At 62.1% G+C, this 25,110-nt stretch carries 23 protein-coding genes; 16 read left to right on the top strand and 7 right to left on the bottom strand.

Features of this window, described 5'->3' with window-relative positions:
• Positions 1 to 187 precede the first annotated feature (187 nt).
• Together MKZ91_RS07120 and MKZ91_RS07115 are read left to right on the top strand one after the other, a co-directional pair.
• Complete coding sequence (locus tag MKZ91_RS07120) at positions 188 to 1,912, top strand: response regulator (RefSeq protein ID WP_336169466.1); 1,725 nt, start codon at positions 188 to 190, stop codon at positions 1,910 to 1,912.
• A gap of 305 nt (positions 1,913 to 2,217) precedes the next feature.
• Positions 2,218 to 3,525 carry a putative bifunctional diguanylate cyclase/phosphodiesterase gene (locus MKZ91_RS07115; protein WP_336170037.1) on the top strand — a complete coding sequence of 436 codons (1,308 nt, stop codon included), beginning with the start codon at positions 2,218 to 2,220 and terminating at the stop codon, positions 3,523 to 3,525.
• A 6-nt stretch (positions 3,526 to 3,531) separates the two neighbouring features.
• On the opposite strand, the gene MKZ91_RS07110 is transcribed toward MKZ91_RS07115, so the two are convergent.
• Complete coding sequence (locus tag MKZ91_RS07110) at positions 3,532 to 4,470, bottom strand: LysR substrate-binding domain-containing protein (RefSeq protein WP_336169464.1); 939 nt, start codon at positions 4,468 to 4,470, stop codon at positions 3,532 to 3,534.
• Positions 4,471 to 4,562: 92 nt separating this feature from the next.
• Between MKZ91_RS07110 and MKZ91_RS07105 the strand changes: the two genes are divergently transcribed.
• Positions 4,563 to 6,113 (top strand): trimethylamine methyltransferase family protein, encoded by a 1,551-nt coding sequence (locus tag MKZ91_RS07105; RefSeq protein WP_336169461.1) that lies wholly within the window; start codon positions 4,563 to 4,565, stop codon positions 6,111 to 6,113.
• Between the two features lie 137 nt (positions 6,114 to 6,250).
• On the opposite strand, the gene MKZ91_RS07100 is transcribed toward MKZ91_RS07105, so the two are convergent.
• From MKZ91_RS07100 to MKZ91_RS07075, 6 genes are all read right to left on the bottom strand, one after another.
• Positions 6,251 to 6,913: a PRC-barrel domain-containing protein gene (locus tag MKZ91_RS07100; protein WP_336169459.1), complete on the bottom strand. Its 663-nt coding sequence runs from the start codon at positions 6,911 to 6,913 to the stop codon at positions 6,251 to 6,253.
• A gap of 420 nt (positions 6,914 to 7,333) precedes the next feature.
• Complete coding sequence (locus MKZ91_RS07095) at positions 7,334 to 9,058, bottom strand: IlvD/Edd family dehydratase (protein WP_336169457.1); 1,725 nt, start codon at positions 9,056 to 9,058, stop codon at positions 7,334 to 7,336.
• An 82-nt stretch (positions 9,059 to 9,140) separates the two neighbouring features.
• Positions 9,141 to 10,025 (bottom strand): SMP-30/gluconolactonase/LRE family protein, encoded by an 885-nt coding sequence (locus MKZ91_RS07090; RefSeq protein ID WP_336169455.1) that lies wholly within the window; start codon positions 10,023 to 10,025, stop codon positions 9,141 to 9,143.
• Complete coding sequence (locus MKZ91_RS07085) at positions 10,025 to 10,660, bottom strand: 2-dehydro-3-deoxy-6-phosphogalactonate aldolase (RefSeq protein WP_336169453.1); 636 nt, start codon at positions 10,658 to 10,660, stop codon at positions 10,025 to 10,027. The genes MKZ91_RS07090 and MKZ91_RS07085 overlap by 1 nt, the downstream gene beginning before the upstream one ends.
• A 15-nt stretch (positions 10,661 to 10,675) precedes the next feature.
• A complete protein-coding gene (locus MKZ91_RS07080) occupies positions 10,676 to 11,593 on the bottom strand; it encodes a 2-dehydro-3-deoxygalactonokinase (RefSeq protein WP_336169451.1) in 918 nt (305 codons plus the stop codon).
• Positions 11,593 to 12,363: an SDR family NAD(P)-dependent oxidoreductase gene (locus MKZ91_RS07075; protein ID WP_442892217.1), complete on the bottom strand. Its 771-nt coding sequence runs from the start codon at positions 12,361 to 12,363 to the stop codon at positions 11,593 to 11,595. Before MKZ91_RS07075 ends, MKZ91_RS07080 begins: the two co-directional genes overlap by 1 nt.
• Before the next feature lie 152 nt (positions 12,364 to 12,515).
• On the opposite strand from MKZ91_RS07075, the gene MKZ91_RS07070 reads away from it, so the two are divergent.
• The 13 genes from MKZ91_RS07070 to MKZ91_RS07010 all read left to right on the top strand — a co-directional run bounded on the left by MKZ91_RS07070 (position 12,516) and on the right by MKZ91_RS07010 (position 24,993).
• On the top strand, positions 12,516 to 13,325 hold the full coding sequence (locus tag MKZ91_RS07070; RefSeq protein ID WP_336169446.1) for an IclR family transcriptional regulator: 810 nt from the start codon (positions 12,516 to 12,518) through the stop codon (positions 13,323 to 13,325).
• Positions 13,326 to 13,518: 193 nt separating this feature from the next.
• On the top strand, positions 13,519 to 14,259 hold the full coding sequence (locus MKZ91_RS07065; RefSeq protein WP_336169444.1) for a LuxR family transcriptional regulator: 741 nt from the start codon (positions 13,519 to 13,521) through the stop codon (positions 14,257 to 14,259).
• 142 nt (positions 14,260 to 14,401) lie between these two features.
• Positions 14,402 to 15,175 (top strand): LuxR family transcriptional regulator, encoded by a 774-nt coding sequence (locus tag MKZ91_RS07060; RefSeq protein WP_442892209.1) that lies wholly within the window; start codon positions 14,402 to 14,404, stop codon positions 15,173 to 15,175.
• Between the two features lie 496 nt (positions 15,176 to 15,671).
• Positions 15,672 to 16,835 (top strand): Mrp/NBP35 family ATP-binding protein, encoded by a 1,164-nt coding sequence (locus MKZ91_RS07055; protein WP_336169439.1) that lies wholly within the window; start codon positions 15,672 to 15,674, stop codon positions 16,833 to 16,835.
• 345 nt (positions 16,836 to 17,180) lie between these two features.
• On the top strand, positions 17,181 to 18,158 hold the full coding sequence (locus MKZ91_RS07050) for a magnesium transporter CorA family protein (protein WP_336169437.1): 978 nt from the start codon (positions 17,181 to 17,183) through the stop codon (positions 18,156 to 18,158).
• A 16-nt stretch (positions 18,159 to 18,174) separates the two neighbouring features.
• The gene (locus tag MKZ91_RS07045) at positions 18,175 to 20,073 is read left to right on the top strand and encodes a potassium transporter Kup (protein WP_336169435.1); all 1,899 of its coding nucleotides are present in this window, start codon (positions 18,175 to 18,177) and stop codon (positions 20,071 to 20,073) included.
• 153 nt (positions 20,074 to 20,226) lie between these two features.
• The gene (locus MKZ91_RS07040; protein ID WP_336169433.1) at positions 20,227 to 20,595 is read left to right on the top strand and encodes a hypothetical protein; all 369 of its coding nucleotides are present in this window, start codon (positions 20,227 to 20,229) and stop codon (positions 20,593 to 20,595) included.
• 301 nt (positions 20,596 to 20,896) lie between these two features.
• The gene (locus tag MKZ91_RS07035) at positions 20,897 to 22,018 is read left to right on the top strand and encodes a cell wall hydrolase (RefSeq protein WP_336170035.1); all 1,122 of its coding nucleotides are present in this window, start codon (positions 20,897 to 20,899) and stop codon (positions 22,016 to 22,018) included.
• 302 nt (positions 22,019 to 22,320) lie between these two features.
• A complete protein-coding gene (locus MKZ91_RS07030; protein ID WP_336169431.1) occupies positions 22,321 to 22,680 on the top strand; it encodes an AtpZ/AtpI family protein in 360 nt (119 codons plus the stop codon).
• Between the two features lie 60 nt (positions 22,681 to 22,740).
• Positions 22,741 to 23,493: a F0F1 ATP synthase subunit A gene (locus MKZ91_RS07025; protein ID WP_336169429.1), complete on the top strand. Its 753-nt coding sequence runs from the start codon at positions 22,741 to 22,743 to the stop codon at positions 23,491 to 23,493.
• A gap of 82 nt (positions 23,494 to 23,575) precedes the next feature.
• On the top strand, positions 23,576 to 23,803 hold the full coding sequence (locus tag MKZ91_RS07020) for a F0F1 ATP synthase subunit C (RefSeq protein ID WP_025426100.1): 228 nt from the start codon (positions 23,576 to 23,578) through the stop codon (positions 23,801 to 23,803).
• 76 nt (positions 23,804 to 23,879) lie between these two features.
• On the top strand, positions 23,880 to 24,494 hold the full coding sequence (locus MKZ91_RS07015; protein WP_336169420.1) for a F0F1 ATP synthase subunit B: 615 nt from the start codon (positions 23,880 to 23,882) through the stop codon (positions 24,492 to 24,494).
• Positions 24,495 to 24,507: 13 nt separating this feature from the next.
• Entirely contained in the window at positions 24,508 to 24,993 is a 486-nt protein-coding gene (locus MKZ91_RS07010) for a F0F1 ATP synthase subunit B (RefSeq protein WP_336169418.1), read from the top strand.
• Positions 24,994 to 25,110: the final 117 nt, after the last annotated feature.

The following is a 25,110-nucleotide window of genomic DNA, read 5'->3' as shown; positions in this document are numbered from 1 at the left end:
TGCATTCCCTCGCTCGAAACGACGCCTTCCAAGGCCACCCCAGCATGTCCCGAAAAGAAACCGCCGCTACAGCGCCGCGTGTCCTGCCAGACATGCCGGGCCGCCGTGGCACTTCGATTGGCCGCAGCTTTCCTTGAATCGGAGGAGATTCCAGGAAACGCGCGGCAAGGCGAATGAGGACAGCGCGATGAACGATGGGGCGCCAAACGGCGCGGACATCAACAGGGTCATTCTCGAGTCGAGCTGCGACGCGCTCGGCATCGCTGTGCTTGTCTGCAGTCGGGACGATACCATTCTCTTCGCCAGCCGCACGATGCTGCAGTATTTTCCGGTGCCGCCGGAGATCCTGATGCCCGGCACGCGGCTCAGGGATTTTCTTGGTGCCGTTTATGACACCGGCGTTCGCCCGGGAACCGTTCCGGAAAGCAGCCGTCGGCGCACCAATCGCGAGGACTGGATCGCCGAGCACATGGCGCTTCATTGGCGCGAGCGCTACGAGAGCATCGAGCGCGCCGGGCGTACGCGTTGGGTCTCGATGCGCAAGCGCCGTCTGTCGAGCGGCATGGGCATCCTGTCGATCACCGACGTATCCGACCAGAAAAAACGGGACGACCAGCTCCAGACAGACCTTGAACGTGTCGAGTTGACCGAGCAGATCCTCGACGCCCAACCCAATCCGATCTGCGTCAAGGACCGCAATCTCAACTACATCGCCGTCAACAAGGCCTTCTGCCTCATCCACGATCTGCCGCAGGACGCCATCCTCGGCCGCTCTGCCTGGGACCTGGTCGAAAGCGAGCTTGCCGAGCGCTTCGAGCAATCCGACCGGATGGTGCTCGATACCGGCAAGCCACATTCGCAGGCCGAGCATATCGTGCGCGCCGACGGCAGTGATTTGTGGGTACTGACGCGCAAGTATCGCGTCGGCATGCCGGGCCGGCATTTCGTCGTCACCTGCATGAACGACGTGACCGACATTGCCGTCTGGTATCATGGCGGCGAGGACGCTCCCGCCCAGGCCGGTCTGCAGATCAGCGATTACAGTATCTTTGCGGCGGCGCAGAATTTCTATGATCCCTTCCGCGCGCTGAACGTCCAGCAACTCGTCGAAGCCGGTTCGATGATCGAGACCTTGCCCGCCCGTGGCCTTCGCGTCCTTGTTGCGACCGGCGATCACATGGTGGAGGAACGGCTGGTCGCGCGCCTTCGCGGTTCGGGGCTGGACGCCTGTGCCGTGCGTGATGCGGACGAGCTGCGGGCCTTCGGCCGCGTGGTCGATGATGCTGGCATCAAGCTCGATGTCCTGCTGCTCGATGCGGCCTTTCCCGAGCGGCAGCATGTTGCCGGGGCGTGGCGGAACTGCCCCGTGCTTTCGGTCTCCGCTGGGCAGGACGGTGCCGCCGTGCTTGCGGATGTGTTCCGCGTCTGCTCCGAACGGGCACCGTCGCCGGCCATGCCTGAGCCCGATTGGACGCTGTCCTTCGAGGGCGAGGACATCGCCGCACCCTTGCCGGCACCCCAGGTCGATGTACTCGTCGCCGAGGACAACCAGATCAACCAGTTCGTCTTCACCCAGATCCTCGAGGGGCTTGGCGTCTCCCATCGCATTGCCGCCAACGGCTGGGAAGCCGTCGAACTCTGGCACGAATTGCAGCCGTCCCTCGTGCTGATGGATGTGTCGATGCCGGTCATGAATGGGTTCGATGCGACCGTAGCCATCAGGGCGGCCGAAAAGCCGCGCAACCAGAAAACGCCGATCATCGGCGTCACCGCACAGGCACTCGATATCGATCTGCAGCAATGCAAGGCGTCAGGGATGGACGACCACATCATGAAGCCGGTGAGCCCGGACATGATCGAGGCGGTCTTGAGAAAATTCATGCCGGCAAAGGCGATGCGAACGACAGGTTGAGGCACGCACGTGTCAACTCGCTAGAATTGGGGAGGCGCAATGGCAGATCTTGGAGCGGAGCGATATCGGATTATTAACCGCCGATTGCGATCGTCTGCTCCGAATTGCCGCTAAAGTGTAGAGCCCGCCCGAATGGATCCCGCCTTCCCTGTTTCTGAAGACCCGGCCGTGTCGGAACGGCAGAGCCGGTCCGCGTCGCGGGACGGGCTGTTGCCGGTAACGGGGCTGTCGACTTCCTTCGGACGAGCCGCGAGGACCGGGCCATGACGACGGTCGAAACGCCCTATCACCGCATTGGCCGTGCCATGCCCGCAGCGACCGGGCATATCGATCCGCTGACCGGTCTTGGCAATGCCTGCTGCCTGCGCCAAACCGTGCTTGACCTGGCGCAGGAACGGGCCAGCGACCCTGCACCCTTCACCATCGGCCTTGCCAATATCGATGGCTTCAAGCCGATCAACGATCTGTTCGGACCGGCGGCCGGCGACGAAATCCTGTGCCAGGTGGCCTACCGGCTGAAAGCCTGTGCGCCGGAGGGCGCGACGATCACGCGCTCCGAAAGCGACGAATTCGCCTTCGTCCTGCCGCTCGTCTTCGAGCGCAAGGGCGCCGAGAAGATCGGGCAGATGCTGAAGGAGGTGCTGTCGGCGCCCTTCGATCTTGGCGATCGCCACGTTCGCCTTTCCGCATCCTTCGGATTTGCCGTCTATCCCTTTGCCGGCGAGGTGTTCGAGGACCTGTTGAAGAGTGCCGACACGGCGCTCTACCGCTCGAAGCGCCGCGGCCGTGGCCAGATCACCGTCTATTCTCAGGAAATCGCGCAGGAGATGAAGCGCGCCACGCAGCTCGAGCAGGCGCTGCGCAACGCCATCATCGCCAACGAAGTCGACGTGCATTTCCAGCCGATCGTCGATCTGCGCAACGATGCGGTCGTCGGTTTCGAAGCCTTGGCGCGCTGGTGTGACGCCGATCTCGGTTATGTCTCTCCGGCCGTGTTCGTGCCGCTTGCCGAGGAACGTGGCTTTATCGATTCGCTTGCAGAAGTCCTGCTGCGCAAGGCGGCCCATGCCGCGCTCTCCTGGCCGAAGGAACTCTTCCTCTCGTTCAATCTCTCCTCGGCGCAGCTTATGGACCCGTCCACCAGCCGGCGGCTGCTGTCGATCATCGGCCAGATCGGCCTCGATCCGCGCCGCCTGGAGCTGGAAATCACGGAGACGGCGGTCATGGCCGATGCGGACATTGCCCAGAAGATCGTTTCGGAGCTGCGTGCGGCCGGCGTGCGCGTCTCGCTCGACGATTTCGGCACCGGCCAGTCGAGCCTCGGCCGTCTCAGGGATTTCTCCTTCGACAAGGTCAAGATCGACCGCGCCTTCGTCTCGCGCATCTCCGCGGACCGGGCCTCCGAGCACATCATCAAGGCGATCGTCTCGATGTGTGAAGGCCTTGAGCTGGAAGTCGTCGCCGAAGGCATCGAGGATTTTTCCGAAGCGCTGAAGCTGAAGGCGCTCGGCTGTGGCCTGGGGCAGGGCTATTTCTACGGCAAGCCCGCCGATGCGGTGGCGACGATGCGTTATCTCTCCGACCGCTATCGCGACGTCTCGGTCCAGGCCTGAGCCTGCCTATCCGTCTGCGCCTGTCATGGCGGCTCGGTCACGCCGTCCTTCCTCCAGCAGCCAGTCCCTGACCCTTTTCGCCTGGGCATTGAGCTCGCGTGAGCGCGGCCAGACGACGTAGAAGGCAAGCCCGGTCTTCAGCACGTGACCGGCGACCGGCACCAAGGCGCCGGAGCGGATCTGCGGATAGATCAGATGTTCCCAACCGAGCGCCACCCCTTCACCTGAAAGCACCGCCTGGATCACCAGCACGTAATCGTTGATCGTCAGACGCCGTGCTTGCTTCGGATAGGCCAATCCGGCGCTTGCAAACCACTCGGTCCAGTCACAGGCCCGCCGAACCGGCTCCTCGAGATGGATGAGATTGTGCCGCAAGAGGTCGGCGGCGGTCCTTGGCAGGCCATGTTCGTCGATATAGGCGGGCGTCGCGACGGCGTTGACCACCTCCTCGGCAAGCAGGGCGGCGTGATAGCGTGGCCAGTGGCTGGGGTCGCCGCCACGGATGCCGAGCGGGATCGGCTCTTCCTCAAGATCGAGGTCACGCATGCTGGTCTGGATCCGAAGGTCGATCTCCGGCAGGTCCTCGCGCATGCGGTTGAGGCGCGGCAGCATCCACATCGAGGCAAAGGCCGTCGAGGCCGCAAGCGTCACGTTGGTTTCGCGGCCCTTGGCGCGGATGTCTTCGGCCGACTTCTGGATGCGCGATAGGCCCACAGACACGTCGGCATGGAATTTCTCACCGGCCTCGGTCAGTTCCACGGCTCGATGCACCCGGTGAAACAAGGGTACGCCCAACTGCTCCTCAAGGCCGCGGATCGCATAGGACACGGCGGCCTGGGTCATGCCAAGCTCATTGGCGGCGCGGGTGAAGTTCTGGTGGCGGCCGGCAGCCTCGAAAACGATGAGGCTCGCGGCAGAGGGAAGCAGGCGGCGCAGATTTTCCATAAACCAAGCTTATCGCATGGGTCGAATTTTTCCAGCGTTACAGCGGGATTTTTCACCCATAGCATCATCTCAGGTGATGGGAGGATGTAAGAATGGATACGGCATTGGCAGCAACCGAGACGGCACCGAGACGGACGCGGGGCGCACGTTCACAGCGGCGCGAGGGTGTCGGTCGAAGCCTCGGCGTTCCCTACATCATCAGAAACATCCCCACCTACGATATTCTCGGTGAGGAAAGTCTGTTGCGGATCGAGGCAGTCGCCGATCGCATCCTGGCAGAAGTCGGCATCGAGTTCCGCGACGACCCAGTCTCGCTCGACCACTGGAGGCGCGCTGGCGCAAAGGTTGATGGTGTGCGGGTGACCTTCGAGCCTGGGATGCTGAAGGAGATCGTGGCCTCCGCGCCGCGGCAGTTCACCCAGCATGCGCGCAACCCGGCGCGCAATGTCGAGATCGGCGGCAACAACGTGGTCTTCTCGCCGGCCTACGGCTCTCCTTTCGTCATGGATCTCGACAAGGGCCGGCGTTACGGCACGATCGAGGACTTCCGCAATTTGATCAAGCTCGCCCAGTCGAGCCCCTGGCTGCACCATTCCGGTGGTACCATCTGCGAGCCGGTCGACGTGCCGGTCAACAAGCGCCACCTCGACATGGTCTACAGCCATATCAAGTATTCGGATCGTGCCTTCATGGGGTCGATCACTGCCGAAGATCGGGCAGAAGATTCGATCGAGATGGCGCGCATCCTCTTCGGTCGCGATTTCGTCGACCAGAACTGCGTCATCCTCGGCAATGTCAACGTCAACTCGCCGCTCGTCTGGGACGGGACGATGACGAAGTCGCTGCGCGCCTATGCGCGGGCCAACCAGGCGGCGGTGATCGTGCCCTTCATCCTCGGCGGCGCCATGGGGCCGGTTACCAATGCCGGCGCGATTGCCCAGTCCTATGCCGAGACGCTTGCCGGCTGTGCGCTGACCCAGCTAGAGCGCAAGGGCGCGCCGGTGATCTTCGGCAACTTCCTGTCATCCATGTCGTTGCGTTCGGGCTCGCCGACCTTCGGCACGCCGGAGCCGGCGATCGGCAGCATGGTCGTCGGCCAGCTCGCGCGCCGGCTTGGCTTGCCGCTGCGCTGTGCCGGCAACTTCTCCAACTCCAAGCTGCCCGACGCGCAAGCGATGCAGGAAGGCGCGATGTCGATGTTGTCGGCAGTACACTGCGGCGCCAACTTCATCCTGCATTCGGCCGGTTTCGTCGACGGTCTGCTTGCCATGTCCTACGAGAAGTTCGTGATGGACACGGATTTCTGTGGCGCGCTGCATTCCTATCTCGCCGGCGTCGTCGTCGACGACAACACGCTGGCCATGGACGCCTTCCTCCAGGTCGGTCCCGGCAGCCATTTCCTCGGCTGTGACCATACGATGCGCAACTACCAGACCGCCTTCTGGGATGCCGCACTCTCTGACAATGAGCCGTTTGAGAAATGGGTCGAGGAGGGCGAGACGGACATGGCGACCCGCGCCAACCGCGCCTGGAAGAAGACGCTTGCCGAATACGAGGCGCCGCCTTTGGACGTGGCTATGGATGAGGCGCTGGTAGACTATGTCACGCGTCGCAAGGAGAGCATGGCGGATGCGTGGTACTGACGATAAGGCCACGATGCACACTGGCATCTATGATGCTTCGCGTTGCGGAATGCGAGTTTGAAGTCAAGCGAAAGCGGCGGTGCCCGGCACCGCCGCTCGCTGGAAGGCGTATTTGGTAGGCGTATTGAGCCGCAGCCTTACTGCTGCGGCTGCTCGGTACCCTGTTGCATCGGCTGGGCCGGTGCCGTCGTCGTGGTCGAAGACGTGGTCGAGGTATCGACCGGCTGGTTGGCGTTCTGTTCGGCAACCTGCTGTGCCTTCGTCTTGAAGTCCGGCGCGGCCTTCAGCGTGTCGACGGTTTCTGTCGTCGTCAGCTTCAGGTCGTCCGTGTTCGGCTGCTCGGCAATCGCGATGCGGTCGAACGGCACGGCGACGTTCTTTTCACCGATGCCCAGGAAACCACCGACACCGATCACGGCTGCTTCGACGCCGCCGTCCTTCTTCATGATCAGGTCGTTGATCTCACCGATGCTCTCGTCACCGGCGTTGTAGACGGTCTGGCCGATATAGGTGCTGGCGGCGATCTGGTCGCTGGCCTGCTCGGTCAGATAGGTGGCGTCGGACTTGGCAAGATCAGCGGGTTCCTCGGCAATCGGGGGCTTTGTCTGTGCCTGGTCGTTCGTCTGCATCTGCTCGGCAGGAGCCTCGGCGCCCGGAACCGGCTGCATCGTCTGCGTCTGGTCCGTCTGCACCTGATCTGTCTGGGGCTTGGCTGCATCCTGCGCAAAAGCCACCGGGGCGACAGCAAGGCCCGCGAGAAGTGCGCCGGCCGCGACGGTCGTTGCGAATTTCTTGGTCATGTCAAACTGCCTTTCCTTGACGTTGTCGATCAAGGCGCGGTCTGGCTGCTTTTGCCAGCTTCACCGCACCGGTGATACGGTCTCAACGCCCGGATTCAGGAACGGTTCCGAAAAAACAGGCAAAAAATTCAGCAGCGAAAGTGCACTGAAGCCCGGTTGATCGTCTTTCGGGGCAGCTGCTGCAGGTTATCTATGCTTCGCGCGGAAGTTTATTATCCATTCCGAATTTATGTATTTTAGTATTTTATGATGATACTCGGTTTCCTTCTGAATTCGTGATTGTGCTTGCGGATACTTCTGGCAAGGCGGGAAATAGCCTGCTGCTTCGTTCTGCCTGTCTCATCGCTTGCCGGATAAAAATACCCCGCCGGATGGGCGGGGTATCTGAAGCTTCCAGAGGTTGGTTGGCGAGCCGCGCTGTCAGTGGCTTTCGCGATGCACTTCGCTGCCACTACCGCCGACGAGGAAGTCGAGGTCGGCACCCTTGTCTGCCTGCAGCACTGTGTCCTGGTAGAGCTTGTAGTAGCCGCGCGTCCATTTCTGCGGCGGCGCCTGCCAGGCGGCCATGCGCGCGGCAAACTCTTCCTCGCTGATCATCAGGTTGAGTTCGCCCTTCATCGCATCGAGACGGATGCGATCGCCGGTCTTGACGATCGCGAGCGGCCCGCCGGCGTTCGATTCCGGGCTGACATGCAGGACGACGGTGCCGAAGGCGGTGCCCGACATGCGGGCGTCGGAGACGCGCACCATGTCGCGCACGCCCTTTTCGACCAGCCGCCGCGGGATCGGCATGTTGCCGACTTCGGCCATTCCGGGGTAGCCCTTTGGTCCGCAACCCTTGAGCACCAAAATAGTGTCCTCGGTCACCGGCAGGTCCGGATCGTCGATCTTCGCCTTCAGATCCTCGATGGTCTCGAAGACATAGGCCGGGCCTTCGTGGACCAGCAGATGCTCGCTTGCCGCCGACGGCTTGATGACAGCGCCGTTCGGCGCAAGGTTGCCCTTGAGCACGCGGATGCCGGCGGCCGCCCGAAGCGGGTTGTCTAGCGGACGGATGACGTCGTCGTTGAACACTTCGGCATCTTCCCAGTATTTGCTGATCGGCAAACCGAAGACCGTCGGCGCATCGGCATGCAGCAGGTGCTGGATGCGGTTCATCACCGCCGGCAGGCCGCCCGCATAGGCAAGATCCTCGATCAGGTACTTGCCCGAAGGCATGCAGTTGACGATGCACGGCACCTGGCTGCCGACGCGATCGAAGTCCTCGAGACAGAGGTCGACGCCGGCGCGACCGGCAATCGCCAGCAAGTGCACGACGGCATTGGTCGAACCGCCGACGGCGGCATTGGCGATGATGCCGTTTTCGAAGTTCTTCTTGGTCAGCACCTTCGACAGACGCAGGTCTTCATGCACCATTTCGACGATGCGTTTTCCCGTCATGTGCGACAGCGCCATGCGACGGGCGTCGACCGCGGGAAGGGCGGCGTTGGTCGGCAGCGACAGGCCCATGGCCTCGACGATCGAGGCCATGGTCGTCGCGGTGCCCATGGTCATGCAGACGCCCGGCGAGCGCGACATGCCGCTTTCGGCCGCCATGAATTCCTGCATGCTCATATCACCGGCACGCACGGCTTCGGAGAATTTCCAGACGTCGGTGCCGGAGCCGATGTCCTTGCCCTTCCACTTGCCGTTCAGCATCGGGCCGGAGGAAACGACGATCGTCGGCAGGTCAACGGAGGCGGCCCCCATCAGCTGGCCGGGCGTGGTCTTGTCGCAGCCGCCGAGCAGCACGACGCCGTCGATGCCATAGGCACGGATCGCCTCTTCGACGTCCATGGCGAGCAGGTTGCGAAACAGCATCGCCGTCGGGCGCATCTGCGTTTCGCCGAGCGAGGAGACCGGGAACTCGACCGGAAATCCGCCGGCTTCCCACACGCCGCGCTTCACGCCCTCTGCCAGGATGCGCAGGTGGCTGTTACATGGCGTCAGCTCCGACCAGGTGTTGCAGATGCCGATGATCGGCCGACCATCGAAAACGTGGTCCGGAAATCCCTGGTTCTTCATCCAGGAGCGATGGATAAACCCATCCTTGTCGGTGCCGCCGTACCAGTGGCGGCTGCGCAGTTCTTTCTTCTTGTCGCTCATGCGAGCTTCCTCCTCACCATGCGATGAAACGCCTGGCTGAATTGTATGACTTTTTATTGGCGCTTCGCCAAGAGGTTCCGCTTTAAAGGCGGAACGACGGTTCGAACCGGCCCTTGACGCTGACGCCGAGGTCGAAGGTCTTGCCGGCATGCGGATCAGCCGCACGCGTTGCCTCATCCAGGTCCTGCCAGGCGGATGTCACCAGCATGCGGTCGGCTTTCGGTCCGATGAAGGCCGTGCAGCTCGGCTGGCTCGTCGGCATGGCGTAGCGCGCGATCCGCGCCCCGTCGGGTCGGTAGACATCGACCGTACCGCTGCCCCAACGGGCGTTCCAGATCAGGCCCTCGGCATCGCACACAGACCCGTCGATGCCGCCCTTCTCGCCGCTGCCGTCGACAAGCAGGCTCGGCTCGCCCTTCGGCAGACCCGTCTCGGCATCGATATCGACGCGCATCAGGTGGTTGATGTCGGTATCGACGAAATAGGCGACGGTTCCGTCCGGCGAAAAGCAGATGCTGTTCGGAATGGTGACCCGGTCGTAGAGCTTCGTCACCTTCGTTCCGACCACGTGATAGATCGCGCCGGCGCCCTTCTCGGCGCTGCGGCCCATGGTGCCGATCCACAGTGAACCGGAAGCGTGGACACGACCATCGTTCGAGCGATTGCCGGGCTTGTCCTCAAGCGTGGTGACGAGGCTGAAGGCGCCCGTCTGGGTATCGCGCAGGAAGAGGCCCTGGTCGGATGCGATCAACTGCCGCGACGGATCGATGACGGCCAGCACGCTGCCGAGGAACGGCAGGGCGTGCACGGTCTTGCGGCCGGTTTCGAGGTGCAATTCATGCAGTTCCTGGCCCTTGATGTTGAACCACCAGGCGGTGCCGGTGGCCGGATCGTAGGTCGGGCCTTCCCCGAGGATCGAGGTCGATTCGCAAAGGATGCTGCCGGAAAAAGGGATGGTATCGCTCATCAGCGTGCTCCGTAGACGGCGTCATAGGCCTTGATTGTTGCGACGGCGCGTTCGCGCACTTCGGCCGCGCTCATGCCGGGCCTGTAGAGGCTCGAGCCGAGGCCGAAGCTGCGAATGCCGGCCTTGGCGTAGTCACCGAAATTCGTGTCGGAAACGCCACCGACGGCGGCGATCTCGAGGTCCGGCGGCAGGATCGCGCGGATCGCGGTGATGCCCGCGGGTCCAAGCACGCTTGCCGGGAAGAACTTCAGGCCGGTCGCGCCGGCGGCGGCCGCCGAAAGCGCCTCGGTCGGGGTGAGCACGCCTGGCATGGTGACCATGCCCTTCTTTGCTGCGAGGGAAATCACCGCCGGCTCGACGTTGGGGCTCACCATCAGCCGCCCGCCGACATTGGCAAGCTGCTCCACCTGCGCCGTCGCCAGCACCGTGCCGGCACCGATCAGGCAATTTTCCGGCGCCATTTTCACCGCAGTCTCGATCGAGCGGAACGGATCGGGGGAGTTCAGCGGGATCTCGATCGCGGTGAAGCCGGTTTCGATCAGCGCGCCGACGACGCCCTCGGTCTCCTCGGGCTTGAGACCGCGCAAGATGGCGATCAGCGGGTACTTCATCGGCGGGAAGGGGATGCGGGTCATGAGTTTGTCTTTCGTTCAGAGAGGCCAGATCGCCTGGGCGGCAGTCGAGAGGCCGGCGCGGACGGCCGTGTCGGCATCGATCACCCGCAGCGGGCAGTCGAGGCTTTCGAGGGCGGCATGGTAAAGCGCACCGAGTGAACCGGAGGCGACGAGGCAGATGCTGTCGATCGTACTGGCTGAAGCCAGCGCGCCGGCGATCTCGAGGCCGACCAACGTGCCCGACAGCAACGCCTTGGCGTCGGTCGCGCTTGCGCCATGCAGCAACTGCCCGGCGCGCGCGCCGAAGATCAGGCTGGTGCCAAGCGCCGGATTGGTGCGGGCCTCGGCCACGGCCGCCGCAAAGGCGGGATGATCACCGGAAAAGGCGTGGGCGTCCGCGATCGAGTGGCTGAGGATCGAATGCTTCGAGATCACATCGAACAATTCGCCGGTCATGAAGGTAGAGAAGCCACTGACTGCACCATCCTCGAGGCGAACCCATTTGCTGTGCGTTCCCGGCATGCAGACGAGGTGCCTGCCGCTGCCGAGTTCTCTGGCCGCGCCGAGCAATTGCGTTTCCTCGCCGCGCATCACATCGGGATGGCGTTTGTCCCTTTGGGCGAGGCCCGGCAGGATGCGGATGTCGCGGTCCATGTCCGGCACGGCGACTGCACGGGCGGCAATATCGCCAAGGGCTGCAGGCGTGTCGAGATAGCCGGCTTCCACCCAGCCCTGCTTGGCGCCGGCCATGCCGCAGATGATGGCCGGCAGGTGCCCGGGCGCATCGACGGCAGCGAGATGCTTTTCCAGGATGGCATGGAAGCCGGCCTTCGTCGCAGTGGTCATGCCTTCGCCGCTGCGGCGTTCGGCAAGCACCGAACCATCCTCGCCGATGATCCACAGCCGGAAACTCGTGGTTCCCCAGTCGACCGCGGCATAATAGGCTGCCGTCATCAAAGTGCGCCTCCATCAATGATCATAATTTGTGCGGTCATGCCCGAGGAGCAGTCCGATGCGAGAAAGAGGCAGGGGCCGACAAGGTCGTCGGCCGTCAGGCTGCGCTTCAGGCATTGCCTTTCCTGCATCCTGGCGATCGCAGCATCGTCGAGCCACAGCCGCTTTTGCCGTTCAGTGACGATCATGCCGGGCAGGATCGCGTTGACGCGGATGTTTTCGGGCCCGAGCTTGCCAGCGAGCGATTTGGTGAGGCCGACAATCCCCGCTTTTGCGGTCGCATAGGCCGGGATCTCGCCCATGTTGAGCAGGTAGGCGATCGATGAGAAATTGACGATCGAGCCGCCGCCGGAAAGGCGCATGTGCGGCGCGACGGCCTGGCTCATGAAGAAGACATGCCGAAGATTGACCGCCTGGCTCTCGTCCCAGCTCGCCGCGCTCACGGCGTCGAGTTCCTGGCGGTCGTCGCGTGCGGCATTGTTGACAAGGACATGGATTGCGCCAAGCACGTCTGCCGCCTTGAGCGCCGCTGCCTGCAGGGCCTCAATGTCGCGCAGGTCCGCGTGTATGAACTGTGGCGCTATACCGGTTTCGCCGGAAAGTCGTTCCGTGAGCGCGCGGCTCGCCCGCTCATCGATGTCGACGAAAGCGACCCGGGCACCCTGGCGCAAAAAGCCCTCGACCAGCGCAGCGCCGATCCCAGAGCCGCCGCCGGTGATCAGTACGCAGCGGTCCTTGAGGTCGTGAAATTGGACCCTCGACACCGGTATGTTTCCTCTTTGCCCCCAAAGGCCGTTGAATGTGTCAATTTATTCCATTATTTGGAACTTGATTTTATTATCTGGAATTATCGTGCCGAAGCGTCTAGCTTGTCAAGTCAGGCGGCAAGGTTGCGACCTCTGGCGGAGACACGAAAACGACGATGACGAACGAGGCGACAGTCGGGATGGATGAGGCGCGCGGCACCGGCACGCTCGGCAAGGCGATGGCGGTTCTCGAAGCCGTCGTCATGGCCGACGGCCCGCAGCGTTTCACCGATATCCTTGCCCGGTCCGGCCAGCCGCGCGGAACCTTGTACCGGTTGCTGAGCCATCTTGTCGAAGAAGGCTTGCTGATCCAGCGGCGTGACCTCTGCTACGAGCCAGGGCTTCGGTTGCTGACACTTGCCCATCGTTCCTGGTCGGCCAACCGGTTTCGCGATGTTGCCGAACCGCATCTCAGGCGGTTGCACGAATTGACCGGCGAAACCGTGCACCTCGGCATCCTGCGCGACGCGGAGATCGTTTACGTCGACAAGGTGGAGAGCCGCCAGACCGTGCGGATGAGCTCGCAGATCGGCAAGGCATCGCCGGCCTATTGCACCGGCATCGGCAAGGCAGCCCTGTCGTTGCTCGACCGGTCTGACCTGGAGCGTGTTCTGGCCAAGACCGAGTTTCGCGCTTTCACCCCGCACACGCACCGGTCGGCCGCAACGCTGGTGGCCGAGATCGAGGAGATCCGCCGCGACGGCCATGCCTTCGACCGTGAAGAGCACGAGGCTGAGATCCGTTGTGTCGCCGCACCCATCACTATTCCCGGTAGCGAACTCGCTGCCGGCATCTCGGTGACGGGGCCAGCCTACAGGGTCAGTATGGAGCAATTGATGGCCTGGGCGGCGCTCGTGCGGGCTGCAGCGCAGGCGATCGGCGAGGAGGCCGTTATCCGGCTTGGACCGGGGCGCGGTGGACCTTGAATTCACTTTACGGTAAATTAGAAACATCGACTGGACGTAGCGCTCCAAGCTCGATAGCTTTAATATATCAGACTCAGGTTCGTGGATGGTCTTAGTCTGGTTTGATTTTGGTATTGGTAGAAATTTTGACGTGATCTTCATGCGGCGTCAGCGGCCGGCTCTTGTTGGGACCGGATGTGGAGAAGGGCGGAAGATGATCGATTTCAGTGCGAATTTATCGTCGTTGACGCTTCCTGACGGGCGCACCGTCCGGGGGCCTATTTGTTGCGAAGAGGACATCCGGCGCGTGATTGCCCAGGTGGCAGATGCCTATGGATTCCGTGGCTTCCTGGTGCTTGCCGTGCCGGAAACGGGCTGCAACAGCCTGGCCTCGAATGCGCTCATGACGAATTACCCCACGGCTTTTCTCCAGGGCTATGACAGCGCCGGCCTGATCAACGGCAGCCCGGTGATCCAGCGCCTGCGCCGCAGCACCATTCCTTTCACCTATGACGCCCATCAGCTGGCGCGCCGCCGGTCCGACGGCAAGGGTGACGCGGCAATCTGTGTCTTTGAGCAGGCGAACATGCCACGCGGCCTCTATCTGCCGGTGCATGATGCCAACGGCCACCGTGCCGCCATCGCTTTCGGCGGCGACCGTCCTGTCGTGTCGAATGACGAACTGCAGGAGCTCAACCTCTGGGCCGGTGTCCTTTTCGCCAAGTTCAGCGAGGTCCGCGATCGCGACCGGCGCGTTCCCGGAAGCCTCTCGCGCCGGGAGGTGGAGTGCCTGCGCTGGGCCGCTGCCGGCAAGACCACCAGCGAGATGGCGAAGATCCTCGCCTTGTCCGAATACACGGTCAACCACTACCTGAACCGCGCGACGCGCAAACTGGATTCGGTCAACCGAGTCCAGACCGTCGCCAAGGCTGTTCGTGCCGGCCTCATCAATTGAGTTTCGGCCGAACCGCGTGCGATGCTGGCCGTCGTGACGGCTCTATACAGGCGAAATACACAGACTTTTGGGCCGAGACGGCAGCGAATCTCGAACATCTGTTGGCATTGGCGGTCGGCTCGGTCTATTTGATAGTTGATGAATGCCATGGAACGCGCGAATGCAGGATACGATGACCACCGGGATGACTGACGCAGATCTGCCCCGGGGCGGTGATTTCGCGTCCGAGATCGCAAAGCTTGAGACCCAGTTCGACATCATCCGCTACATGCGGCGGATTACGCAGGTCTTCGGTTTCAAGACTTTTCTGATCTGTTCGATTCCGACGATCGATGTCGAGCGTCTGGCCGCGAGCACCGTCATATCCAATATGCCGGCGGAACTGCTGAACAAGTATGACAGCCTGTCGATGCTGCGCTTCAGCACCGGGGTGCGGCGCTTGCGCGAAACCACGACTCCGTTCCAGGTCACGCTCGAGGCTTGGGAAGGCGAGGGCGGCAAGCCGGAGTCGGCTGCCGAATATATCGCCATGCTGCGCGAGAACGGCATCTTCCAGGCAAGCTATTTCCCGGTGCACGACGCCGAAGGCGGGCGTGGCGCGGTGATCCTGATGGGACCGCTGGTCGAGCTGCCGATGACGGTGACCATGGAACTGCAGATGATTGCAATCCATGTCTATAATCGCCTCGCTGAGATCGGCTCGGTCTGGAAGACCAGCGGTGCCGCATTGTCCGAGCGCGAGATCCAGTGCCTGAGCTGGACGGCCGCCGGCAAGACCAGCGCCGAGATTGCCGGCATCCTCGGTCTGTCCGAACACACGGTCAACCACTACCTCAATCACGTCACCAAGAAGCTCGACGCCGTGAACCGCACCCAGGCGGTCGTCAAGGCGATGAAGAAGGGCTATATCAGCTAACCCTCCGCTCGGTTTCCGGCGTACTTGCTTTCAGCAATTTCTTGCGCGCCCTTCGTTCGCCCGATGTGCACCCTGTGCGCGAGGTATCGGCTGTCGCCGGCGCTTTCGCCATCTCAGGCCCTGTGGCCCGATCGTTCATTTTCGGTGCCGACTTGCCCCATCATTGGACGCTTTGCAGACACTTGCCCAGAAACTGGGCAGGTATCGACAGCGTGCGATCCACGGCGTCTTTCTGTTATCTCACTGAAATAATGACATTTTCTCGTCGGCGTCGAATCTGGCACGCATCCTGCATTTCCTAGGGCATGTCCAGAGGGGACTAAAAAGAAGACAGCGCCCAAGAAGGTCGCGACCGAAAGGGCCACTGCCCGCCTCAGGTGATCCCGGATGTACGGACACCAGGGCGGGCGGTGGCCCTTGCTTTTTCTATCAAGTCGCATTGGCGAAGCGCCCGGCCTCGATTATCTAGGGGATAACAAAAGAATGAGAGGGCGCCATGCCGGAAGTCACAAAAGAAGTGGTCCTTGAGAAGCTACGCACGGTGCGCGGCCCGGGCATGGAAGGCAATATTGTCGACCTCGGGCTCGTGTCGGATGTCTTCATTTCCGACGGCAAGGCCTACTTCTCGATCACCGTTCCGGCTGATCGCGCCAAGGAACTGGAGCCGATGCGGGCGGCGGCCGAACGGGTCGTGCGCGAAATCCCCGGCATCAAGGCGGCCATGGTGGCGCTGACAGCCGATCGCAAGGCGGCGCCCGCGGGCGCGCCGGTGCAGCGGCCGCAGCCCCAGGCACCATCGCATGCCGGCCACTCGCATACGCAGCGTCCCGCCGGCGGAGCGCCGGCGAAGGCCGGGATCCCGGGTGTCGGCGCCATCATTGCCGTCGCCTCCGGCAAGGGCGGCGTCGGCAAGTCGACCACGTCCGTCAACCTGGCGCTGGCCCTCAAGGCAAATGGCCTCAAGGTCGGCCTGCTCGACGCCGATATCTACGGTCCGTCGATGCCCCGCCTCCTGAAGATCTCCGGCCGGCCGCAGCAGATCGAGGGTCGCCTCATTCGCCCGATGGAAAATTATGGCCTGAAGGTCATGTCCATGGGCTTCCTCGTCGACGAGGAAGTGGCGATGATCTGGCGTGGGCCGATGATCCAGTCGGCTCTCTTGCAGATGCTGCGCGAAGTGGCCTGGGGCGACCTTGATGTTCTCGTCGTCGACATGCCGCCCGGTACCGGCGATGCCCAGCTCACCATGGCCCAGCAGGTGCCGCTGGCCGGCGCCGTCATCGTCTCGACGCCGCAGGACCTGGCGCTGATCGATGCTCGCAAGGGGCTCGCTATGTTCCGCAAGGTGGAAGTCCCGGTTCTCGGCATCGTCGAGAACATGAGCTACTTCATCGCGCCGGATACCGGCAATCGCTACGACATCTTCGGTCATGGCGGTGCCCGCAAGGAGGCCGAGCGCATCGGAGTCCCGTTCCTTGGCGAAGTGCCGCTGACGATGGGCATTCGCGAAACGTCGGACGCCGGCACGCCGCTGGTCGCATCCGACCCGACGGGAGAGGTTGCCCGCATCTATCGCGATATCGCCACCAAGGTCTGGGAGCAGATCTCCGCACAACAGCAGGACAAGAGCCGCGCGGCGCCGACCATCGTCTTTGAATGATCGTCGGCAAACGCGGTCGCCTCAACCCCGCCGGCGCGAATCGAATTTGTCCTTGCTACGATGCAAACATGCGATAGGGTGACGCCGGAGCGTGCCCGGGTGCCGGGAAACAGGGGGCATTGATTTTGCGTTCGCGTTGCGCCATATGCCTTGCCGCACGTGCGAAGGTGCCCAACTTGACGCCCTCTCGCCGGAGATTTTGGCCTCCCGCGATGACTGAGTTGAAAGCTTTGTCCTGATTGGCGGAACGTCCCATCCGATGGATCTCTATTGTGGGTATTTTGTGGCGCACGACTTTTCGCCTTCGCCGTTGGGCACGCGGATTGGCATGACGAGGACCATTGCATGATCACCGGCTACTGCGCCGATGGCACTGCCGTCGTTCTCACGTCGGCAGAGCCGCCTGAGAGTTTGCGCGCCGACATCATCTGGGTGGATCTACTCGAGCCGAGCAAGGCGGAAGACCTGATGATGGAGAAACTTCTCGGCATCTCGATTCCGACACGCGAAGACCTGAAGGACATCGAGCCTTCGAGCCGTCTCTATGTTGAAGAGAAAGCCGTGTTCATGACGGCATCGCTGGTTTTCCGTTCGGACACCGATATACCCGGCTTGACGGATGTCGGCTTCATCCTGACGGCTGGCCGCCTTGTGACCATTCGCTACGCCGAACCTCGGTCCTTCACCCTGTTCAAGACGTCGCTGCACCGATTTCCAGGCGGTTGCCGCGATGGCGCGGTCGTCCTGACGCGGCTTCTGGAAACGATCGCCGACCGCACCGCAGAAATCCTTGAAGAGGCCGTGATCAAGATCGACGATCTCTCGATGGCCGTCTTCGGCGACAAGGCCGCGGCCAAGCGCCGGCCCCCGCATTTTCTCGAAGCGCGCCTGCGCGATGTCGCCGGGCATCATCGCCTCGTTGCGAAAACCCGCGACAGCCTCGCGTCGCTGTCGCGGCTGCTGACATTTGTCTACACCGTTCCGGAAGTTCAGCAAGACAAGGATACGCGCGAGCTTTGCCGTTCGATCTCGCGCGACATCCAGTCGCTTTCCGAGCACGCCAGCTTCATATCCGGTAACATCACCTTCCTGCTCGATGCATCGCTCGGCCTGATCAATGTCGAACAGAATGCGATCATCAAGATTTTCTCGATCGCGTCCGTCGTGCTGTTGCCTCCGACACTGGTCGCATCGGTCTACGGCATGAACTTCCGCGTCATGCCCGAACTGGAATGGCAGCTCGGCTATCCCTGGGCGCTCGTGGCGATGGTGATATCGGCCGTGATCCCCTTTTTCTTTTTCCGCTGGAAAGGCTGGCTTTGATGGCCAGTAGGTTTGCATGACCCAACCGCATGCCCCCTCCCACGAGCCGAAGGATCTGCGCCGCCTGCTGGTCCTCGGGCTTGGTTCGATCGGTGTCGTCTACGGCGATATCGGCACCAGCCCGCTCTACGCCTTTCGCGAAGCGTTGCGTCCGGTTTCCCATGACGGCGTGACCGACGTGGAGATCATCGGCCTGATCTCGCTGATGATCTGGACGCTGACGATTATCGTCACGATCAAATACGTGCTGTTCCTGCTGCGCGCCGACAACCAGGGAGAGGGTGGCACGCTGTCGCTGCTTGCGCTTCTGATGAAGTCGGCCAACGGCCATGCCACGATCCTGTTTTTCATGGGGATCGCGGGGGCGGCGCTGTTCATCGGCGACGCGATGATCACACCGGCCCTGTCCGTTCTTTCGGCCGTCGAAGGCCTGAAGCTGGTGACGCCGGCGCTGTCGGAATATGTGGTGCCGATTGCGGTGGTGATCCTGCTCTTGCTCTTCGCCGTGCAATCGAAGGGCACAGCGGCCGTCTCCAACTTCTTCGGGCCGATCACGCTTGTCTGGTTCCTGGTGATGGGCGGCATCGGCCTTGTCCACATCGCCGACGACCTGTCGATCTTCAAGGCCTTCAATCCCTATTTTGCCGTCAGCTTCATGTTGAGTGAGGGCTATGTCGGCATCATCGTGCTGGGCGCCGTGTTCCTCACGGTCACGGGTGCCGAAGCGCTTTACGCTGACCTCGGCCATTTCGGTCGCCGCCCGATCCAGTGGGCCTGGTTCCTGATCGTCTTTCCGGCGCTGACGCTCAATTATCTCGGCCAGGGCGCCTTCGTGCTGCAGAACCCCGAGGCGATGTCGGACCCGTTCTTCCTGATGTTCCCGAAATGGGCGCTGCTGCCGGTTGTCATCCTCGCGACCTTTGCCACGATCATTGCCAGCCAGGCGGTGATAACGGGCGCCTTCTCTCTGACACGCCAGGCAATCCACCTCGGCTTCCTGCCGCGCATGGCGATCTTCCACACGTCGGAAACGCACACCGGCCAGATCTATCTGCCCAACGTCAACACGCTGCTGATGTTCGGCGTCATGGCGCTGGTCTTCGTCTTCGGATCGTCGGAATCGCTGGCGACCGCCTATGGCATCTCCGTCACCGGCGCGATGGTGGTGACAACCGTGCTTTCCTTCGAGTTCCTGCGGGTGCGCTGGAACTGGTCGGCATTGTGGGCGGCTGCCGTGCTGCTGCCGCTTTTCGCGCTCGAATTCATCTTTCTCGGCGCCAACATGCTCAAGGTCCACGACGGCGGCTATGTTCCGGTGCTGATCGCCGCCACCTTCATCATCATCATGTGGACCTGGCGGCGTGGCACCGAGATTCTTCATGCCAAGACGCGCCACATCGACATACCGCTGGCGAGTTTCGTCAAGTCGATCGAGCGCAAGAGCGAACATGCGCCGGTTGCCGTGCCCGGCACGGCGGTGTTCCTGACGAGCGATCCGGAATCGACGCCGGCGGCGCTGCTTCACAACATCAAGCACAATCACGTGCTGCACAATCAGAACTTCATCCTGACAATCCGCACCGCGAACACGCCGAAAGTGCCGAAGTCCGAACGGGTGAGCGTGCAGCCATTGTCGGACCGTTTCACCCTGCTCGAAATGCGCTTCGGCTTCATGGAAACGCAGAACGTCTCGCAGGCGCTCGGGCTGTTCCGCAAGTCGGGGCTGAAGTTCGACATTATGTCGACCTCCTTCTACCTCGGCCGTCGCAAGCTGGTGCCGGATGCCGAGTCCGGCATGCCGCACTGGCAGGACCGGCTGTTCATCGCGCTCGCCAATGCCGCGATCGATCCGTCGGACTATTTCCGCCTGCCGACAAACCGCGTCGTCGAACTCGGCTCGCACGTCATTATCTAGGTCAGGCTGACGCTCGGCCTTGAGCCGGGCGCGAAACCGAAGCTCAGGGCAGGGCGAACTGCGTCCGCCCGGCTGCCATTGACTCGGTTCTCTGGACCGCTACGATTGACCGAGCACGGTTGCAACTCCGCGCGAAAACCCGAGGTGCGAAACATGCCATCCAGTTCACCGGATGCCTTGCCGATCGATCGCATTTTCGCGGTTTCCGATGCGATCCGCTATGTTGCCCTCTACCGAAAGGGCGAACTTATCTTGCGCCAGAAGCCGCAGCTGGCTGGGGCCTCTGCGGCGGAATCCGACAAGTACGAAGAACTGCTCGTCAATCCGACACTGCTCAAGCTGGCGCGCCAGCGCGGCGATATCGATTGTGGCGGCGCGCGCTTCGTCCTGGTTGGATACGGCAACTTCCACCAACTTGTCATAGACCTGCCGGATGGCCACGTTTCGGTCTGCTTCGAACTCGGCTCTCAGCCATTGGACCATTGGCAGGTCATCCGCGACGTCGCTCTCGCTTCTGGCTGAAATAATCCGGCACGGACGTGTCCTTTGCGCCTCAGCCTTGCGTCTCGCTGGGGCCCGTCTTTCAGCGACGCCGCATTAACCAAACATCAAGGTTAATGCTTCATTTTCAAGGCTCGAACGAAGCGGTTCCGGCGGGGTGTCCGGCCGCCTCATTGTCTAAGCTTCCCGCGCGGAACCTCCGACGCTGGCGTCTCGCCGGCGCGAGCAATGCCGTGCCTGACAGTCAAGCGTTGCGTGGAGTCGGTCGGTGCGTAAGAAACGGAACCTGCGTCAAAAGTATGGCCTGAACCTTTCTGCGTGGATGGCACCTGCAATCATTGGCCTTGCGCTCTATCTCGGCTTCCCGTCCGCTGCGGCCTATGCCGACCTGGCGACCTTTCTTTCCGGCATCAATCGCGGCGGTGAACGCTGGCGCATGTATATGACGCCGTCGCCGGCAGGCTCGATCCATGAGGTCGAGATGGTTTTTGCCGATCCGATCACAACAGGCGCGCTCGATGGCGGTGCCGGAATCAACATGCCCGACGGCAGCCGCGTGGCGCTGACCGCCGAGGCCAAGCATTCCGGCTCGCCCGATGAAGACCGGGTCAACCGCCGCGGCAAGAAGGGCCGCATCGTCGCCGTGACCCCGGTGACGCCGCCGAAGGATTTCACTGCCGGCTCCATCCTCCAGCGCACCAGCTCCCTGATGGAGCCGCGCCTTGAGGAGGGCGAGAAGATGGTCTTTGCCAAACCGCGCATCAAGGGCAAGGAGATCGAGATTGCCACGGCCTTCTACCGCAAGGCCCCGCCCAAGGCGGACCCAGGGGTCTCACCCATGCTTGCCAAGCTCGTGACCAACGAGAAGGCCGACATTCTTGCGACTGCTTACGTCCGGCCCGAGCCGGACTATGCGCGTGAATCGCCCTTCGATTCGATCCTGCGTGAAGACAAGAACGCTGGTCGCTTCATTCCTGATATCGCTCCTGATGATCACGCCTGGGCGGCAACGGCATTGCCCGGATCGGTGTTCAGCAAGGAGGAGCAGACCTGCCTTGCCGAAGGCATCTATTTCGAAGCGCGCAGCGAACCGCTGAAAGGCCAGGCCGCCGTTGCCCAGGTGATCCTCAACCGTGTCCGCAACCCGACCTATCCGAAGACCATCTGCGGCGTCGTCTATCAGAACAAGGCGTGGCGCAACCGCTGCCAGTTTTCCTTCGCCTGCGACATGATCCGTGACCTTATCTACTCCCGTTCGCATTGGAAGACCGCCAGGGAAGTCGCAATGGCGGTCACCGCCGGCAAGATCTGGCTGCCGGAAGTCGGTTCGGCGACCCACTACCACGCGACCTACGTCAACCCGCCCTGGGCAAAGACGATGAAGCGCGTCGGCAAGATTGGCCTGCATATCTTCTACCGAACCTATGGCGGCGGCTGGAGCTGATCTGCGTCTGACGCGATTCCGCCGTCTTTCGGCTCAGGGGGGCTTCGGCAGAGATTCCCGGCGACCGAGCGCATGATTCCAGTGATCGGCCTGGCGCCGATCTCGCAAGGATGGCGTAAATCATTGAATTTTCGAAATAATATTGTCCACGGTCAAGCGGCCCGCATGCCTTGACTATGCGGATGCCTAAAACTATGTTGCGCGCGACTTCAAATGGGGCCGAAACGTGGCTTGAACCAAGGCCTTTTGTATGACCGAAATCACGGTCTGAGACCGGATGAGGACGACAAGGGAGTAGCCACGTGGCGGAGAAACCTGAAGAAAGTCTGGAAGCGCGGCTGAAACAGCTCGGCGAAAAGATTGAGGCCAAAAGGCCTCAGGCGCCTGATGCAGCGGAAGCCCGTGCCGCCGAAAGCCGCAAGGGCTATGCGGCGGCGATGAAGCTCTCCAGCGAGTTTATCGCTGGCATCGTTGTTGGGGCGTTTCTGGGCTATCTTTTGGACCACTTTGCGGGTACAGGGCCGTGGGGCATGATTATCTTCCTGCTTCTCGGCTTCTGCGCTGGCGTGCTGAATGTGCTGCGCTCGGCCGGTCTGGTGGCGACACCGGATGCTGGAAGAGGCGGCTCTGGGAATGACAAGAAGGACGGAGACGCCCACTGAGGCGTTGCCCCGAAGAAAACGGTTTCCGCTCTTGGGCGGGCAGAACGAAAGAGAAGCGCGGTGTCAAACGATCCGACCCACCAGTTCCTGGTCAACAAGATTGTCCCGATCGAAATTGGCGGAATTGACTTTTCCTTCACCAATGCGTCGCTGTTTATGGTTGCGACCGTCGGTGCTGCCGCAGGCTTCCTCTATCTGACGACGTCGCAGCGCGGTCTGATCCCGACCCGTCTTCAGTCGGTCTCCGAAATGTCCTACGAATTCATCGCCTCGATGCTGCGCGAAGGCGCCGGCAGCGGCGGCATGAAGTTCTTCCCGATGGTGTTCTCGCTGTTCATGTTCATCCTGACGGCGAACCTGCTCGGGATGTTCCCGTACTTCTTTACCGTCACGAGCCAGATCATTGTCACCTTCGCGCTGGCGCTGTTCGTCATCGGCACCGTCATTCTCTACGGTTTCTACAAGCACGGCCTCGGCTTCCTGAAGCTGTTCGTGCCGCACGGTGTGCCGGGCGCACTGCTGCCGCTGGTCGTGATGATCGAAGTCATCTCGTTCCTTTCCCGCCCCATCAGCCTCTCGGTCCGTCTGTTCGCCAACATGCTCGCCGGCCACATCACGCTGAAGGTTTTCGCAGGCTTCGTCACGTCGCTGAGCGCCCTTGGCGCGCTCGGTATCGGTGGCGCCATCCTGCCGCTCATCATGACCGTCGCCATCACCGGTCTTGAGTTCCTCGTCTGCTTCCTCCAGGCCTATGTCTTCGCGGTACTGACCTGCATGTACCTCAACGACGCTGTGCATCCCGGAAGCCACTAAGGAATAACAGTCGCTTGCTTTCGGCCGGCCCTCCGCCGGAAGCACAATCCTAAGCCGCAACACCATTCGAAGGAGTTCAAACATGGAAGCGGAAGCAGCAAAGTACATCGGCGCAGGTCTCGCTTGCCTCGGTATGGCCGGCACGGCTCTCGGCCTCGGCAACATCTTCGGCAGCTACCTGTCCGGCGCACTGCGCAACCCGTCGGCTGCTGACGGTCAGTTCGGCCGCCTCGTATTCGGCTTCGCCGTTACGGAAGCTCTGGGCATCTTCTCGCTGCTCGTAGCTCTGCTCCTCCTGTTCGCCGTCTAATAACGGCTGGAGTTTCGGCCGCGGCCCCTCAAAAGGTCGCGGCCGCGCATATTCTTGAGTGCACCTGGAGGTGAGCATGTTTGTGACCGCGGCCTATGCCCAGTCAACCACCACTGAAGGCGCCGAAGCACACGATGCCGCTGCGGCCGGTGAGGTGCACACCGAAACGGGTGTGGCCCACGAAGGCGAGGCTGGCTCCGGCGTGTTCCCGCCCTTCGATTCGACCCATTTCGCATCGCAGCTGCTCTGGCTCGCGATCACGTTTGGCCTTTTCTATCTTTTGATGTCGAAGGTCATCATTCCGCGTATCGGCGGAATTCTTGAAACCCGTCACGATCGGATCGCTCAGGATCTAGATGAAGCGTCCCGCCTCAAGGGCGAAGCTGACGCCGCCATCGCTTCCTACGAGCAGGAACTGGCAATGGCAAAGTCCAAGGGCCACAAGATCGCCGACGACGCCCGTGAATCCGCAAAGGCCAAGGCCACTGCCGATCGCACCGCCGTGGAGGCTGATCTCGCCAAGAAGATCGCCGCTGCGGAAGACCGCATCGCCGACATCAAGGCAAAGGCTCTGGCCGACGTTGGCGCCATCGCCGAAGAAACCGCCACCGCTGTCGTCAAGCAGCTGATCGGCGGAACCGTCACCAAGGCTGAGATCGTCGCTGCCGTCAAGGCATCGGCCGGTAACTGAGGAGCACTGAACCATGCATCTTGATGCGACCTTCTATGCCCTCGTTGGCCTGGTCCTGTTCTTCGTCCTGATTGCCTACCTCAAGGTTCCGGGCATGGTTGGCAAGGCGCTTGACGCCCGTGCCGACAAGATCAGCAACGAACTTGCCGAAGCCAAGCGTCTGCGCGAAGAAGCGCAGAGCCTGGTTGCCGAGTACCAGCGCAAGCGTAAGGATGCCGAAGCGGAAGCTGCTGGCATCGTCGCTGCCGCCCAGCGCGAAGCCGAAATGCTGACCGCCGAGGCCAAGCAGAAGACCGAGGAATACGTCACGCGCCGCACGGCCCTGTCGGAACAGAAGATCAAGCAGGCTGAAAGCGACGCCATCAACGCCGTTCGTTCGGCTGCCGTCGATCTGGCGATTGCAGCTGCCGAAAAGGTCGTTGCTTCCAAGGCTGACGCCGGCGCCCAGAGCGAGCTGTTCGCGAAGGCACTTGGCGAAGTCAAGGCTCGCCTGAACTGAGCATTCGGACATTTTCCATTGAAAAGCCCCGCCTCGTGCGGGGCTCAGACTGCTGACAAACCCCTGGCGAGAGCTGGGGGTTTGTGATTCAGTGGGCCATGTTGAAGAAACCCGGCC

Source organism: Ensifer sp. MJa1 (genome assembly GCF_037026475.1).
Lineage (GTDB): Bacteria > Pseudomonadota > Alphaproteobacteria > Rhizobiales > Rhizobiaceae > Ensifer.
The sequence above is the reverse complement of the archived record's forward strand: the minus strand, read 5'-3'. Positions and strand labels throughout refer to the sequence as shown.